Annotated in this window: 15 protein-coding genes; 7 read left to right on the forward strand and 8 right to left on the reverse strand. The window is 68.9% G+C overall.

Annotation, left to right across the window (positions count from 1 at the left end; translation table 11 throughout):
- The first annotated feature begins 42 nt into the window (after window positions 1-42).
- Window positions 43-651: a hypothetical protein gene (locus tag Q0066_RS06520; protein ID WP_298131286.1), complete on the forward strand. Its 609-nt coding sequence runs from the start codon at window positions 43-45 to the stop codon at window positions 649-651.
- Between the two features lie 126 nt (window positions 652-777).
- Here Q0066_RS06520 and Q0066_RS06525 read toward each other — a convergent pair whose 3' ends face one another.
- The 5 genes from Q0066_RS06525 to Q0066_RS06545 all read right to left on the reverse strand — a co-directional run bounded on the left by Q0066_RS06525 (window position 778) and on the right by Q0066_RS06545 (window position 4,915).
- Window positions 778-1,737: a nucleoside hydrolase gene (locus tag Q0066_RS06525; RefSeq protein ID WP_298131288.1), complete on the reverse strand. Its 960-nt coding sequence runs from the start codon at window positions 1,735-1,737 to the stop codon at window positions 778-780.
- Between the two features lie 49 nt (window positions 1,738-1,786).
- On the reverse strand, window positions 1,787-3,010 hold the full coding sequence (locus Q0066_RS06530) for a NupC/NupG family nucleoside CNT transporter (protein WP_298131290.1): 1,224 nt from the start codon (window positions 3,008-3,010) through the stop codon (window positions 1,787-1,789).
- Between the two features lie 158 nt (window positions 3,011-3,168).
- Window positions 3,169-3,456 (reverse strand): PspC domain-containing protein, encoded by a 288-nt coding sequence (locus Q0066_RS06535; RefSeq protein WP_298131291.1) that lies wholly within the window; start codon window positions 3,454-3,456, stop codon window positions 3,169-3,171.
- Entirely contained in the window at window positions 3,453-3,641 is a 189-nt protein-coding gene (locus Q0066_RS06540) for a hypothetical protein (RefSeq protein WP_298131294.1), read from the reverse strand. Before Q0066_RS06540 ends, Q0066_RS06535 begins: the two co-directional genes overlap by 4 nt.
- The gene (locus Q0066_RS06545) at window positions 3,638-4,915 is read right to left on the reverse strand and encodes a PspC domain-containing protein (protein ID WP_298131295.1); all 1,278 of its coding nucleotides are present in this window, start codon (window positions 4,913-4,915) and stop codon (window positions 3,638-3,640) included. Before Q0066_RS06545 ends, Q0066_RS06540 begins: the two co-directional genes overlap by 4 nt.
- Before the next feature lie 160 nt (window positions 4,916-5,075).
- Here Q0066_RS06545 and Q0066_RS06550 point away from each other — a divergent pair, with 160 nt between their 5' ends.
- Together Q0066_RS06550 and Q0066_RS06555 are read left to right on the forward strand one after the other, a co-directional pair.
- On the forward strand, window positions 5,076-6,335 hold the full coding sequence (locus Q0066_RS06550; RefSeq protein WP_298131296.1) for an ATP-binding protein: 1,260 nt from the start codon (window positions 5,076-5,078) through the stop codon (window positions 6,333-6,335).
- The gene (locus tag Q0066_RS06555; protein ID WP_298131298.1) at window positions 6,332-6,997 is read left to right on the forward strand and encodes a response regulator transcription factor; all 666 of its coding nucleotides are present in this window, start codon (window positions 6,332-6,334) and stop codon (window positions 6,995-6,997) included. Before Q0066_RS06550 ends, Q0066_RS06555 begins: the two co-directional genes overlap by 4 nt.
- A 17-nt stretch (window positions 6,998-7,014) precedes the next feature.
- Here Q0066_RS06555 and Q0066_RS06560 read toward each other — a convergent pair whose 3' ends face one another.
- Together Q0066_RS06560 and Q0066_RS06565 are read right to left on the reverse strand one after the other, a co-directional pair.
- Entirely contained in the window at window positions 7,015-7,461 is a 447-nt protein-coding gene (locus tag Q0066_RS06560; protein WP_298131299.1) for a type II toxin-antitoxin system VapC family toxin, read from the reverse strand.
- Window positions 7,427-7,687, reverse strand: a complete 261-nt coding sequence (locus tag Q0066_RS06565) for a type II toxin-antitoxin system prevent-host-death family antitoxin (protein ID WP_298131301.1) — start codon at window positions 7,685-7,687, stop codon at window positions 7,427-7,429. Before Q0066_RS06565 ends, Q0066_RS06560 begins: the two co-directional genes overlap by 35 nt.
- Before the next feature lie 87 nt (window positions 7,688-7,774).
- Between Q0066_RS06565 and pcrA the strand changes: the two genes are divergently transcribed.
- A complete protein-coding gene (pcrA, locus tag Q0066_RS06570; RefSeq protein ID WP_298131303.1) occupies window positions 7,775-10,198 on the forward strand; it encodes a DNA helicase PcrA in 2,424 nt (807 codons plus the stop codon).
- Between the two features lie 76 nt (window positions 10,199-10,274).
- Here pcrA and Q0066_RS06575 read toward each other — a convergent pair whose 3' ends face one another.
- A complete protein-coding gene (locus Q0066_RS06575) occupies window positions 10,275-11,066 on the reverse strand; it encodes a M23 family metallopeptidase (RefSeq protein WP_298131305.1) in 792 nt (263 codons plus the stop codon).
- A 209-nt stretch (window positions 11,067-11,275) separates the two neighbouring features.
- Here Q0066_RS06575 and sucC point away from each other — a divergent pair, with 209 nt between their 5' ends.
- From sucC to Q0066_RS06590, 3 genes are all read left to right on the forward strand, one after another.
- A complete protein-coding gene (gene sucC, locus Q0066_RS06580) occupies window positions 11,276-12,448 on the forward strand; it encodes an ADP-forming succinate--CoA ligase subunit beta (RefSeq protein WP_298131306.1) in 1,173 nt (390 codons plus the stop codon).
- A 14-nt stretch (window positions 12,449-12,462) separates the two neighbouring features.
- Window positions 12,463-13,350 (forward strand): succinate--CoA ligase subunit alpha, encoded by an 888-nt coding sequence (gene sucD, locus Q0066_RS06585; protein ID WP_298131309.1) that lies wholly within the window; start codon window positions 12,463-12,465, stop codon window positions 13,348-13,350.
- Between the two features lie 146 nt (window positions 13,351-13,496).
- The gene (locus Q0066_RS06590) at window positions 13,497-14,402 is read left to right on the forward strand and encodes a type IV toxin-antitoxin system AbiEi family antitoxin domain-containing protein (protein WP_298131311.1); all 906 of its coding nucleotides are present in this window, start codon (window positions 13,497-13,499) and stop codon (window positions 14,400-14,402) included.
- The last annotated feature ends 104 nt before the right edge of the window (window positions 14,403-14,506 follow it).

Genomic DNA, 14,506 nt, shown 5'->3' on the forward strand with positions numbered 1-14,506 from the left:
TTGATCAGCGCTTCGCCGGGGCCGGGGCACTAGGCTGCCGCGATGAGCTGGGTGGAAGTGATCGGCTACGTGGCCTCGGCGTTCATCGTGTTGTCGCTCACCATGACCTCGGTGGTGCGGCTCCGGTTGCTCTCGATGACCGGCGGGCTGATCTTCGTGGTCTACGGCGCGCTGCTGCCGTCCATTCCGATCATCCTGACCAACGCGGCGGTGGCCGGGGTGAACATCTGGTTCCTGCGCCGCGAATTCGGTCCGCGGCGGTCGATCGGTGCCGTCCCGATCGCACCGGACGCGCCGTTCCTGGAGGACTTCCTGCGCGCCCACGCCGACGACATCCGACGCAGCTGGCCGGGCTTCGACTCACTGCACGAGGAGGATTTCGTGCTGCTGCCGATCCGCGACGGGCTGCCTGCCGGCGTCCTGGCCGGACGCCGCGACGGCACCACGCTGCGGCTCACCCTGGACTATGTGATGGCGGCCTACCGGGACTCGCGGATCGCGGCCTGGTTGTACACCGGTCCCGGCGCCAAACAGCTTCGGGATGCCGGGTTCAGCACTGTGGTCGTGCCGGACCCCACGCCGGGGCACACCGACTACCTGCGTCAGCTCGGCTTCCGCGACGTCGACGGCGCGCTGGTCAGGGAGTTGTGACGCCAGGCCGAACAGCCGCCTGCAAACGAGACCCCGGAGCGAGCCCGGGATGACAGAGTTCCGCCGTCCCCAGGCGAGTTGGTCCGCTCACCCTGCGATCCCGGGGCGAGCCCGGGATCACGATGGTCAGCCGGCGTAGTCGAGCAGCCGCGCCAGCAGCACCGGGCCGAGCTGCTGGTCGGTGTCCAGCACCACCCGGACGTGGGCGCCCTCGACATCGTGCGTACCGGTGCGTTGCCCGCGCAGGTCGCAGATGGTCTGGCCGCGGCCCGGGCCCTGGGTGTCGTCCACCACGACCGGCACGTTCGGTGCCCGGGTCGCCGTGATCTGACCGACCGCGATCGCGGCGGCCAGCGGGTCGTGGAGGGCGCACATGCGGCGTCCGTACTCGCCGACGTAGAAGTCGAAGTACAGGTTGAGAATGTCGGCCAGGGCCCGGTTGAGCGCCGAGTCGGACGCGGCCAGCGCCTCCCGGTCGGACTCCTCGAAGGCGTTCTCCAGCGTGACGTCGAGCGGCACCAGCACCACCTGCCAGGGCGCCTCGACCACGGCCTGCGCGGCCTCGGGGTCGTTCCAGATGTTCGCCTCGCCCACTGCGCTGAGGTTGCCCGGCACCAGCGCCGCACCGCCCATGATGTACACCTCGTGCACCAGCTCGGCGATCGACGGATCCTGCTTGAGCGCGATGGCCAGGTTGGTCAGCGGACCGATCGCGATCACGTCCAGCTCGCCGGGGTGCTCGTGGGCCAGCCGGACCAGCATGTCGGCCGCCGATTCCGTCTCCGGCTTCCGGTCGGTGTGCGGCAGCTCCACGTCACCGACGCCGTTGTGGCCGTGGATGTGTGGAACGCCGCCGCTGAAGCTGTGGGTGAGCGGGTCCATCGCACCGACCGCGACCGGCACCTCGGTCTTGCCGCCCATCGCCAGCAGGTCGAGGGTGTTGACCGCCGCCTGCTTGGCGTCGATGTTGCCGCTCACGGTGCCGATGCCGGCCAGCTCGATCTCGGGGGAGGCCATCAGGTAGACCAGCGCCAGCGCGTCGTCGATCCCGGTGTCGCAGTCGAAGTAGACGGGACGGGGGGCCATGGCCCCTCCTTTCGGTGAGGGAGTCTTCTCGGTGGGGGAGTCTTCGGGGTCAGCTGCCGACGACGCCCACGATGGCGGCGTTCAGCAGGTTGGTCATGGTGGCGCCCAACAGGGCGAGCAGGCCGTACTTGGCGACCTCGGAGCGCCGCTCGGGGATCAGCGACCCGAGCGAACCGACCAGGATGGCGATCGAGCCGAAGTTGGCGAAGCCGCACAGCGCGAAGGTGGTGATCAGCGTGGTCTTCGGATCAAGGTGTCCGGCGGCGACCATCGGACCGAAGTTCGAGAAGGCGACGAACTCGTTGAGCACCGTCTTCTGGCCGATGAAGTTGCCGGCGACGGCGGCCTCGTTCCAGGGGACGCCGATCAGCCAGGCCACGGGTGCGAAGATCCAGCCGAACACCATGTCGAAGGAGAGCTGCGGCATGCCGAACCAGCCGCCGATCCCGCCCAGCGCACCGTTCAGCAGGGCGATGACGGCGATGAAGGCGATCAGCAGGCAGCCGACGATGACGGCGAGATGGCCACCGGTCAACGCACCGCGGGCCAGCGAGTCGATCACGTTCACCGATTCGGTGTCGTGGACGTCGCGCACCGAGGCGTCCAGGTCGGACTTCTCGGTCTCGGGCCACATGCCCTTGGCCACCAGCAGCGAGCCGGGCGCGTTCATCACGGCGGCGGCGAGCAGGTAGGGCATCGGTGCGCCGAGCAGCGAGTAGCCGACCAGCACCGTGCCGGCCACCGAGGCCAGGCCGCCGACCATGCAGAGGAAGAGTTGCGATTTGGTCAGCCGCGGCAGGTAGGGCTTGATCACCAGCGGGGCCTCGCTCATGCCGAGGACGACCACGGTGGCGGCCCACACCGACTCGATCTTGGACGCGCCGAGCACCCACTTCAGCGCAGTGCCGACGATCTCGATCACCCACTGCAGAACGCGCAGGTAGTAGAGCAGGCCGACGATGGCGCCGAAGAAGATGATGACGGGCAGCACCTGCAGGGCGAAGACGAAGCCGATCTTGTCGGTGTCGATCAGTGGGCCGAAGACGAACTCGGTGCCCGCGCTGGTGAAGCCGATGACGCCGGTGACCGCATTGGCGAACTGCTCCAGCGCGTAGGCGCCCGGTGCCCATTTGATGACCAGGAAGCCGACGATCGCCTGGAGCGCGAGGCCCGAGCCGACGATGCGCCAGTTGATCCGGCTCCGGTGCTTCGAGATCAGCACGATGATGCCCAGAATCAATGCGATTCCCAGCAACCCCTGAAAGCGTTCCATGCCAGCCTCCTCGCTGCGCGGATGTCCCCATGACGATGCGGACGTCCCGTGACCATAGGGTCGCATACGGGCCCCCGGCAAGGGGGGAGATGCGAACCGAGTCGCCGGCAGCACGAAGGGCCCGGACGCCGGTGGCGTCCGGACCCTTCGAGGTCAGCTCAGCGGAGGTCGTCGGGGTTGTGCTCGGGACGATCCGAGGAACGCCCGGTGCTGCCCTGGCCGAAGGCGTTCTTCGCCTCATCGAAGCCGGTGGGTCCGCCGTCCTCGGTGGGCAGCACGGCCCACAGCACCAGGTAGGCGATCCAGCCCACCTGGGTGAAGATGGCGAGCAGCACGGTCAGGATGCGGACCAGCCCGGAGTCCAGGTTGAGGAAGCGGGCCAGTCCGCCGCAGACGCCGCCGAGAAATTTGTCGGTGGTCGAGCGGGTCAGGGTCTTTCCGTTCATCGGGTTCCTTTCGTCGAATTGCGGGAAAGTAGAAGGCCGGCCAGGCCGATCATGACCAGGCCGAGGGGGGCGACGATCGAGGTGAGTTTCCAGTCCACCGTGCCGAAGGCGGCGCACAGGGCGAGCACTGCCAGCCCGGTGCTGACCAGGCCGACGTTGAAGGCCGCAACGTCGATGCGTCTCATGACACCGTCACCTCGCCCAAGCCGGTGTGCAGAACGACCGTCAACACCGGTGCTCCCGGGGTGAGGATGCGCTGGTAGCTGCCCTTGAGGTCGATGCCGTCGCGGTTGGTGTCCGGGCCGTGGTACTCACCGGCCCCGATCGACCACTCGACGACGACATTGCCCGTGGTGGGCAGGGACACCGCCAGTGTTCCGGCGCCCTGGGAGTACTGGATCTGCCTGGTTTCGGTGACGTCCAGTCCGCTGAGGTTGACGGTCACGTCCCCGGCGCCGTGGTTCTGCTCGGTCGTCGGCAGTTGCGCCATCGTGGTGTAGCTGACGGTCTCGGTGCCGATCCGGCCGGGGCGTGGGACCGGCACCAGCATCGCGATGGTGACCAGACCGGCGACGACGGCCAGCGGCAGCAGGCCGCGGGGGCGTCCGGCGAAGGCGGCGATCAGCAGTCCCAGGCCCAGCGCGCCGAGCACGGTGGCCGCATAGGCCAGCGGGGGAACGATGACGCCGAACACCACCGACAACACGGCCAGGGTGGCGAGGCCACTGCCGAGCAGGCAGAGCACCAGCGGCCACAGCCACTTGGGGCGACGCCGGCTGGCCCGGGGTGCGGGCGGCGTCCAGTTCGAGACGGCAGGGGGCGGGGTGGGTCGGTACTCGTACAGCGGGAGCGCCGCGGGCGGATCGCTGACCGCGTCGGAGACGTCCGGTGAACCGGCAGGCGCGCCCTGACGCTCTTGGACGACCCGCTCACGCCAGGCTGCGGCGGCTCGTTCGAAGTCGGTCTGCGGCAGTTCCGAGGGCGTTGACGCGGACGGCAGCGCAGCGGTGTCGGACGCGCCGGCGAGTTCGTTCTGACCGGACGGCGCGCCGCTGCCGGGCTGACCGGCGTCCGGGCGATGCGGATGGCGCCGCCGATGGAAGCCGAAGTACCACAGGAAGCCGAGGCCGACCACGGGGGCCAGGCCGAACGGCAGCCACGAACCGACCGCCACGGTGATCAACACGCCGAGACCCACCACGGCGCCGATCGCGGCGGCGGGGGACCACGACCGGGTGAACGGTGCCAGCCGGTAGAGCGGGAACTCACTGGAACCGTCTTTGGGCACCAGCAGCAGGGCGCCCACGTAGAAGGCGATGCCGAGACCGCCGAGCAGGGCCAGCAGCACCATCGCGATCCGCAGCACGGTCGGGTCGACCTGCCAGCGACGGGCGAGTCCGGCACAGACGCCGCCGAGCACGGCGCCCGAGGACGCGCGGCGCAACGGGGTGAGTTCCATGGCCACCACTGTTGCCGAGGCGTCCCGACGAACCATCGGGGAACGTCCCTGAGCCGACCCCCAAAGGACCGTGCGGGGAGCCCGCCGGCTGGCCGGGGGCGGCCGCACGCGCGACACTGAACCAGAGGCGTCGGCCCGCCGACCTCCGACGCGCCCCGCTATGACGACTCCTGTTCGCACCGTACCGGTGACGCCGCAGCGCGCCGACCGGCGGCTGGACACCGCCTGGCTGGCCGGGGTGTGTGCCGGTCTGGCGGCCCATCTGGGCTGGCCGACGCTGGTGCTGCGGGTCGGGTTCGTGCTGCTGACCGCCAGCATGGGCATCGGGGTGCTGGTCTATCTGGTGTTGTGGCTGGCGTTGCCGCTGGCCGCCGAGGCGCCGCGGGCGCCCGGCCTGGACGCGGCGGGACGTCGCGGGCTGCGCACCGTGCAGGGTCCGGCGCGGGTGCCCGCCGATCTCGGAGTGATGTCGGCGGTGGCGCTGCTCGGCGCCGGGCTGCTGTGGCTGGTGCAGTCCGCGGGCGTCGGGCTGCCGCAGGGCGTGCTGTGGCCGGGGTTGGCCGGCACCGTCGGGCTGATGCTGATCTGGTGGCAGGCCGACCACATCTCCAACCGGTCGATCCGGCGGCAGACCGGTGCGCGCCAGTGGTTCGCGCCGCTGATCGCGCACTGGTCGCGGATCGTCCGGATCCTGCTCGGGCTGGCCGGGCTGGGCACCGGGATCGCGCTGGTGGTGGTGCAGTTGCCCGCCATGTCCGAGACCGCCCGGACGCTGCTGGTGCTGGGCCTGGTCGTGGTCACGCTGTTGCTGGCCGCGGCGCCTTGGTTCATCCGGGTGCGGCGTTCGCTGACCGCGGCCCGCGAGGAGAAGATGCTGGCCGACGCGCGGGCCGACATGGCCGCCCACCTGCACGATTCGGTGCTGCAGACATTGGCGCTGATCCAGCGACAGGCATCCGATCCGAAGGCGGTGACGTCCCTGGCGCGGCGGCAGGAACGCGAGCTGCGGACCTGGCTGTACGGCGAGACCACCGACGCGGCGTCGGTGAAGGCGGCACTGGTGGCGGCCGCTGCCGAGGTGGAGGACGACCACGGCGTCGACGTCGAGATCGTGGTGGTCGGCGACCGTGACCTGGATCCCGAGCTGAAGTCGCTGGTGCAGGCCGCCCGCGAAGCGATGACGAACGCCGCCCGGCACGCCGGGGTGGCGAAGATCGACGTGTACGCCGAAGTCGACGAGCGCCTGGTGGAGGTGTTCGTCCGGGACCGGGGCCGCGGCTTCGTCCTGGAGGAGGTGCCCGCCGACCGGATGGGCATCCGTGGCTCGATCATCGAGCGATTGCGGCGTGCCGGGGGCAATGCAACGATTCGAAGCGTTCCCGAACAGGGCACCGAGGTACGACTGGAGATGAAGCGATGACCGAGCAGCAGACGAATACCCAGGCCGGCCGGCGGGTGGTGATCGTCGACGACCACGCCATGTTCCGCAGCGGGGTGAAGCACGACATCGGCTCCCGGGTGCACATCGTGGGCGAGGGCGAGGACGTCCCGACCGCGGTGGCGGCGGTGCTCAAGGCGCAACCGGACGTGGTGCTGCTCGACGTGCACCTGCCCGGCGGCGGCGGTGTCGAGGTGCTGAAGCAGGTGCATGCCACCGAGCCGGAGATCAAATTCCTGGCGCTGAGCGTCTCGGACGCCGCCGAGGACGTGATCGGGGTGATCCGCGCCGGCGCCCGCGGGTATGTCACCAAGTCGATCTCGGCCGATGAGCTGGTCGACGCGATCGGCCGGGTCGCCGAGGGTGACGCGGTGTTCTCGCCGCGGCTGGCCGGCTTCGTGCTGGACGCCTTCTCGGGCTCGATCGACATCTCGGCCGTGGACGAGGAACTGGACCGGCTCTCCCAGCGCGAGCGCGAGGTGATGCGGCTGATCGCCCGCGGTTACGCCTACAAGGAGATCGCCCGCGAGCTGTTCATCTCGATCAAGACCGTCGAGACCCACGTCTCCAGCGTGCTGCGCAAGCTGCAGCTGTCGAACCGGCACCAGCTGACCCGCTGGGCCACCGATCGCCGGCTGGTCTGAGCTTTCTCGCCAGCGGCTCAGACGTTGATCACCGTCAGCAGGCCCAGTTCCGCGAGCACGGCGAAGTTGTTGTCCTGGGTGACCACGGGGAGGTCATTGGCGATCGCCACGGCTGCGATCCAGAGATCGTTGACGTTCACCCGGCGTCCGGCCTGATGGATCTCGACGCGCAGCCGGGCCCAGACGGCTGCTGCCGCGGGGTCGACGGCGAGTGGTTCCAGTGCCGCGACCTGTTCGAGGGTTCGCAGACGAGCGGCACGGTCAGCCACTGTCCGTGCCGCGAGGACACCGGCTTCCAGTTCGGCCAGGGTGATCACTGAGACTCGCAGCTTGTCGGGCAACCGTTCGCCGAGGAGTCGACGTCCGCTCTCGGCCGCGACGAAGACGCTGGTGTCGGCGAGTGCCTCGGCCATCAACGTTCGCCTGCCGTCACGCCGGATCTCCCAGGTCTTCGGTGGTGTCACCGGCGATCCACGCGAGGTCGGCGCGCAACCGCGGATCAGGAGGCGCCTGTTCGTGCAACTGAATCAACTGATCGCGGGTCAGCGTTGCCGGCCTCTGGCCGCGGGGTCGAGTGATTAGGGCAACGGGAAGGCCGTTGACCGTAACGGTGACATCGGTGCCCTCGGACACCCGGCGTAGTACCGCCGCGGTGTGATTGCGAAGCTCTCGGCTGGCGACGCTGGTCACGTGTGCAAATGTAGCACTGCGCGCACACCTTGCTACGGTCGGGTCGCCCCGCGGTTGTCAGGGGGAGGACTTAAGGTTGGGGACGCGATGACCGACACCCTGTTTCCGGACCTGTTCAACTTCTCCTCCGAACCGGCCGCACCGGCGCAGGCCGGGGCGGCGCCGGCGTCCGAGCCTGCCGGCGAGGGCCAGCCGCGGCGGCACCGGATCACCGAGACGGAGTTGCTGGCCGACCTCAACCCGCCGCAGCGCGAGGCCGTGCTGCACGCCGGGGGGCCGGTGTTGGTGGTGGCCGGCGCGGGGTCGGGCAAGACGCGGGTACTGACCCGCCGGATCGCGCATCTGGTCAGCTTCCGGAAGGTGCACCCGGGGTCGATCCTGGCGATCACCTTCACCAACAAGGCGGCCGCCGAGATGCGGCACCGGGTGGTCGAGATGGTCGGCAACCGGGCGAAGCTGATGTGGGTCTCCACCTTCCACTCGGCCTGCGTCCGCATGCTGCGGGCCGACATCCACCGGTTCGGGATCAGCCGCACCTTCTCGATCTACGACGACACCGACGCCAAGCGGCTGATGCAGCTGGTGTTACGCGACGCCGAGGTCGACCCCAAGCGGTACCCCGTCCGCACCGTGATGAACTGGGTGTCGAACTGCAAGAACGAACTGGTCGATCACGAAACCGCCGCAGCGAAGGCCGAGACGGCCAACGAGAAGATCTACGCCGACGCCTATCGCGAGTACCAACGACGGCTGACAACGGCGAACGCGCTCGACTTCGACGACCTGATCATGACCACCGTGCACCTGCTGCAGGCCTTCCCCGACCTGCGCGAGCAGTACCGGCGACGCTTCCGGCACGTGCTGGTCGACGAGTATCAGGACACCAACCACGCCCAGTACGCGCTGGTCCGCGAGCTGTGCGCCGAACTGCCGGTGCCGGACGGCATGGCCGCCGTGGAGCCGCCGGAGTTGATGGTGGTCGGCGACTCCGACCAGTCGATCTACGCCTTCCGGGGCGCCACCATCCGCAACATCCTGGCTTTCGAGGCCGACTTCCCGGGCGCCACGACGATCGTGCTGGAGCAGAACTACCGCTCCACCCAGACCATCCTGAACGCCGCCAACGCGGTGATCACCCGCAACCCGGGGCGTCCGGAGAAGCGGCTCTGGTCCGACGCCGGCGACGGTGAGCGGATCGTCGGCTGGGTTGCCGACACCGAGCACGACGAGGCGCAGTACGTCGCCGACGAGATCGACCGGCTCACCGACGACGGCATCGCCAAACCCGGCGACGTGGCGGTGTTCTACCGCACCAACGCCCAGTCCCGTGCCTTCGAAGAGGTGTTCATCCGGGTCGGCATGCCGTACCGGGTGGTCGGCGGCGTCCGGTTCTACGAGCGGAAGGAGATCCGTGACGCGATCGCCTACCTGCGCTCGATCGCCAACCCGGCCGACGACGTGTCGGTGCGGCGCATCCTGAACACGCCGCGGCGCGGCATCGGCGAGCGGGCCGAGGCGGCGATCGAGGCGCTGGCCGCGGCCGAGCGGATCCCGTTCGGGGCGGCGCTGGCGCGGGCGTCCGAGGCGACGGGGCTGGCGACCCGCTCGCTCACCCAGATCCAGTCCTTCGCGACCATGCTGGGCGAGCACCGGGCGATGATGGACGCCGGCGACGCCGCCGACACGATCCTCACCTCGATCCTGGAGAAGTCCGGCTACATCGACGAGTTGAAGAACTCCGACGATCCGCAGGACGCCACCCGGCTGGAGAACCTGATCGAACTGGTGTCGGTGGCGCAGGAGTTCGTCTCGGCCGCGCACACCATCGACCTGCCCCCGGACGGCGGCGAGCTGGCTTCCGCGGCTCCCGAACCGGACGATTCGCTGCCGGCGTTCCTGGAGCGGATCGCGCTGGTCGCAGACTCCGACCAGATCCCGGACGCCGACGGCGAGGGCGCCGGGGTGGTCACCCTGATGACGCTGCACACCGCGAAGGGCCTGGAGTTCCCGGTGGTCTTCCTGACCGGCTTCGAGGACGGCATCTTCCCGCATCAGCGCACGCACGAGAGCAAGGACGAACTGGAGGAGGAGCGCCGGCTGGCGTATGTGGGAATCACCCGGGCACGACAGCGGCTCTACCTGACCCGGGCGGTGGTGCGCACCATGTGGGGGTCGCCGCAGTACAACCCGCCGAGCCGGTTCACCGACGAGATCCCGCAGCACCTTTTCGACTGGCGACGGCTGGGCACGGCGCAGGTCGGCTTCGCGTCGCGGGCCAAGGCCCGCACCGAGCAGGCCTGGCGCAACACGGTCAGCTACGGCTCGAAACCGTCGCTGCCGAAGCCGATTCCGGCCTTGGAGCCGGGTGACCGGGTGCTGCACACCCATTTCGGGATGGGTTCGGTGGTCGCGGTGAGCGGCCGGGGCGACACGACGAAGGCGGACGTCGACTTCGGCAGTCACGGGGTGAAGCGGCTGAGCCTGAAGCACGCCCCGATGGAGAAGCTCTGAGAGCTGATTGAGCTCATCGTTGATTGAGCTTGTCGAAATCTGGGTCTCGACAAGCTCGACCAGCGGTGGCCGGCTACTACTTCTTCAGGTACGGAACCGGGTCGACGCCCTTGCCGTTCTTGTAGACCGAGAAGTGCAGATGGCAGGCGGTGGAGATGCCGGTGTTGCCGACGGTGCCGAGCAGTTCGCCCTTATGCACCTTCTGGCCGACCTTCACGACGATCTTGTCCATGTGCAGGTAGGCGGTTTCGAGCTTGGCGCCGTGAACCTTGCCGCCGTCGATCCGCACGTTGTGACCGGAGCCGCCGTTGTAGCCCTCCGGGACGACCTTGGTGACCTCGCCGTCCTGCGCGGCCCAGATCGGCTGGCCGCACTTGCCGCCGATGTCCTGGCCGTTGTGCATGCGGTAGTAGTGCAGGATCGGGTGCAGCCGCATGCCGAAGCCGGAGCCGAACTCGCCGGCGGTCGGCATCAGGAACGACGACTTGTCGTTGAGCAGCTTGGACTGCTCGCTGATCTTCGCGACCGTGGCGTCCAACTCGGTGGTCCGGCTGTCCAGGGCGGCGTTGCGCTGGCTGGTCGCCAACTCCTGTGCGGTGCCGGTGAGCTCATTGGTGCGCGCCTGGGCCAGTGCCTGCGGTGCCTGCGGGCGGGAGGCGTCCCGGCTGAGCTGGCCGTCGCGGGCGTCCATCGCGGCCCGATCGAAGCCACCGAGGGTCGGCTGCGGCACGGGCGCGGCCGACGACGGGGTGGCGATGTGGGAGAGTCCCAGCACGAGGGTGCCGATGGCCGCTGTGGCCAGGGTGCCGCGGAATACTCGAGAACGAATCCAGCTGGTCGCCTGGGGTTCAGCCTCGGTTGGGCGCACGCGATCTCCTTGTTGCAACGTTGGTGTGGCGTCCGAGAACCGGACACTCAGTTACCTTAGCATTTCTTAGAGAGATCTCAGAAATCGAGGTCTTGGGTTGTCTCGCGTCCGGGGCTGGTCCGCCGCGGCGCGTGAGGGGTGCGGGGTCTGGCGTGCCGCACTATCGTGACGCTAGCCCCCGCGGGGCGAAACCAAGAGACGGAGTTGTGGTGGATCTATTCGAGTACCAGGCGCGAGATCTGTTCGAGGCACATGGGGTACCGGTTCTGCGGGGCATCGTCGCCCGCACCCCTGAAGAGGCCGAACAGGCCGCTCAGACCCTCGGAACATCGGTCGTGGTGGTCAAGGCTCAGGTGAAGACCGGTGGTCGCGGCAAGGCGGGCGGCGTCAAGCTGGCCCGCAGCCCACAGGAGGCGCGCGAGCGGGCCTCCGAGATTCTGGGTCTCGACATCAAGGGTCACATCGTTGAGAAGGTGATGATCGCCGAGGGCGCCGACATCGCCGACGAGTACTACTTCAGCCTGCTGCTCGACCGGGCGAACCGCAGCTACCTGGCGATGTGTTCGGTCGAGGGCGGCATGGACATCGAGACCCTCGCCGAGGAGCATCCCGAGAAGCTGGCCCGCATCGAGGTCGATCCGCTGGCCGGGCTCGACCAGGCCAAGGCCGACGAGATCGTCGCCGCCGCGGGCTTCGCCGAGGCCGATCGGGCCGAAGTCGCCCGGGTGCTGACGCTGCTCGGTGACGTGTACCGCGAGAACGACGCCACCCTGGTCGAGGTGAATCCGCTGGTGAAGACCGGCGACGGACGCATCCTGGCGCTCGACGGCAAGGTCTCGCTGGACGCCAACGCTTCGTTCCGGCACGCCGACTGGGACGCGCTGTCCGATGAGTCGCGCGACGACCCGCTGGAGATCCGGGCCCGTGAGCGCGGCCTCAACTACGTGAAGCTGGACGGCAGCGTCGGGATCATCGGCAACGGTGCCGGCCTGGTGATGAGCACCCTGGACGTGGTGGCCGGCGCCGGCAAGGAGTTCCCGGGCAGCCCGACCCCGGCCAACTTCCTCGACATCGGCGGCGGCGCGTCCGCCCAGGTGATGGCCGACGGTCTGGACATCATTCTCTCCGACCCGCAGGTGAAGGTGGTCTTCGTCAACGTGTTCGGCGGCATCACCGCCTGCTCCGAGGTGGCCAAGGGCATCATCGCCGCACTGGAGATCCTGGGTGACAAGGCCACCAAGCCGATCGTCGTCCGGCTCGACGGCAACGCGGTCGAGATCGGCCGGCACATCCTGACCGAGGCGGCGCACCCGCTGGTGACGATGGAACTGACCATGGACTCCGCCGCCCGCAAGGCCGCCGAACTGGCCAGCAAGAACTGAAAGGACATCAGTCGATGACGATCTGGCTGGACCAGAACTCCAAGGTCCTCGTACAGGGCATGACCGGCTCCGAGGGCCGCAAGCACACGCAGCGAATGATCAGCTCGGGCACCCGCATCGTCGGTGGCGTCACCCCCGGCAAGGGCGGGCAGACGGTCACCTTCGAAGAGGATCCGGTGCCGGTCTACGGCTCGGTGGCCGAGGCAAAGGAGGCCACCGGCGCGAACGTGTCGGTGATCTTCGTGCCGGCCGCCTACACCAAGAAGGCCGTCTTCGAGGCGGTGGACGCCGGCATCGAGCTGGTGGTGGTGATCACCGAGGGCGTCCCGGTCAAGGACACCGCCGAGTTCTACACCTATGCCGCCAAGAGCGGTGTGACCCGGTTGATCGGCCCGAACTGCCCGGGGCTGATCAGCCCCGGGAAGTCGAACGTCGGGATCATCCCGGCGGGCATCGCGAACTCCGGCCGGATCGGCCTGGTCAGCAAGTCCGGCACGCTCACCTACCAGATGATGTTCGAACTGGGAGACATCGGCTTCTCGTCAGCGGTGGGCATCGGTGGCGACCCGATCATCGGGACGACGCACATCGACGCCCTCGCGGCGTTCGAGGCCGACCCCGACACGGACTGCATCGTGATGATCGGTGAGATCGGTGGCGACGCGGAAGAGCGGGCCGCCGCCTACATCGCCGAGCACGTCACCAAGCCGGTGGTCGGCTACGTGGCCGGGTTCACCGCCCCCGAGGGCAAGACCATGGGCCACGCCGGCGCCATCGTCTCCGGCTCCAAGGGCACCGCCCAGGCCAAGAAGGCCGCCCTGGAGGCGGCCGGCGTCAAGGTCGGCCGGACGCCCAGCGAAACCGCGTCCCTGGTGCGCGAGATCATGGAGGGCCGGGACTGACCCGGTCTACCACCTGACTGACACCTTCGGGAGCCACTGCCGCTCTGCAAAGCGGCAGTGGCTCCCGTTTGTGTCAGTGACCATGAGCCCGCCCAGACTGACGGCATTTTGACCAGTTCGGGTCGGTCCGGACGCACACTGCGGGCGTGATCCCTCCCCATCTGGTCGCACTCGCGATGTTCACCACCCAGCAGGCGAAGGCAGCCGGCGTCACCGACTTCGAGTTGCGGCAGGCGGCTCGTGACGGCGTCCTGATCAGATTGAAGCGGGGCTGGTACACGGGCAGCAGGCCACAGTGGCCGTCCGATCTGCATCGGCTGCGCGTGCGGGCGGAGTTGGCTGATCGTGACGATGTGAGGGCCAGCCACTACTCGGGCGCTGTGCTGATGGGGTTGCCGGTCCATCGGCCGGACTGGAACACGATCCATCTGATGCGGACGGGGCCAGGCCCAGCCGCCTGTCGGCGCAGGATTGTGGTTCATGCCCAGGTCGACGTGCCGGCTGAACTCTCGGCGGCGCTGGTGATCGCCCAGACCGCCCTCGAATCGCCGGAATCCGGGCTGATGGCGTTGGACGCGGCGCTGGCCAGGGGAGTGGCGTCCAAGCCTCAGGTGCGGGTGGCGGCGGAGAGTCTGGCGGGGTACCGGGGATACGGGCACCTGAACGTCGTGCTTCGACTCGGCGACGGACGCCGTGAATCGCCACTGGAGTCCCGGACGGCATTGACCCTGGACGCCTGGGGCTTCGAGATGGAGCCGCAGTTCGAGGTGCCGGGTACCCGGTATCGAGCGGACGGGCGGATCGTCGGTACCCGGGTGCTGGTCGAGAGTGACGGCCAGGGCAAGTACCAGGAGCAGGCAGCGGTGATCGCCGAGAAGGTCCGCGAAGACGACCTCCGAGCCCTGGACTGGCAGGTGGTGCGGGTGACCAGTGACCTGCTGGATACGCCGGCGAAGCTGATGGCCCGGCTACGCGGCGCCCTGCTGAGGGCCGGGACGCCGTGGCCGTCCGACGGACATCGGCTCACATCAGCCGGGCCTGCGCCTTACTGACACCAACGAGAGCCACTGCCGCTCTGCAAAGCGGCAGTGGCTCTCGTTGGTGTCAGTCAGTTCGCGGAGCGACGTGGAGGCGGCTCAGGGGAACTGGGTGACCC

Source organism: Micropruina sp. (assembly GCF_027492755.1).
Classification (GTDB): Bacteria; Actinomycetota; Actinomycetes; order Propionibacteriales; family Propionibacteriaceae; genus Micropruina.

Bases quoted from the DNA above. Each gene is read 5' to 3' on its own strand.
- Q0066_RS06520 (WP_298131286.1), top strand. From the start codon at position 43: ATGAGCTGGGTGGAAGTGATCGGCTACGTGGCCTCGGCGTTCATCGTG.
- Q0066_RS06525 (WP_298131288.1), bottom strand. From the start codon at position 1,737: ATGGCCCCCCGTCCCGTCTACTTCGACTGCGACACCGGGATCGACGAC.
- Q0066_RS06530 (WP_298131290.1), bottom strand. From the start codon at position 3,010: ATGGAACGCTTTCAGGGGTTGCTGGGAATCGCATTGATTCTGGGCATC.
- Q0066_RS06535 (WP_298131291.1), bottom strand. From the start codon at position 3,456: ATGAACGGAAAGACCCTGACCCGCTCGACCACCGACAAATTTCTCGGC.
- Q0066_RS06540 (WP_298131294.1), bottom strand. From the start codon at position 3,641: ATGAGACGCATCGACGTTGCGGCCTTCAACGTCGGCCTGGTCAGCACC.
- Q0066_RS06545 (WP_298131295.1), bottom strand. From the start codon at position 4,915: ATGGAACTCACCCCGTTGCGCCGCGCGTCCTCGGGCGCCGTGCTCGGC.
- Q0066_RS06550 (WP_298131296.1), top strand. From the start codon at position 5,076: ATGACGACTCCTGTTCGCACCGTACCGGTGACGCCGCAGCGCGCCGAC.
- Q0066_RS06555 (WP_298131298.1), top strand. From the start codon at position 6,332: ATGACCGAGCAGCAGACGAATACCCAGGCCGGCCGGCGGGTGGTGATC.
- pcrA (WP_298131303.1), top strand. From the start codon at position 7,775: ATGACCGACACCCTGTTTCCGGACCTGTTCAACTTCTCCTCCGAACCG.
- sucD (WP_298131309.1), top strand. From the start codon at position 12,463: ATGACGATCTGGCTGGACCAGAACTCCAAGGTCCTCGTACAGGGCATG.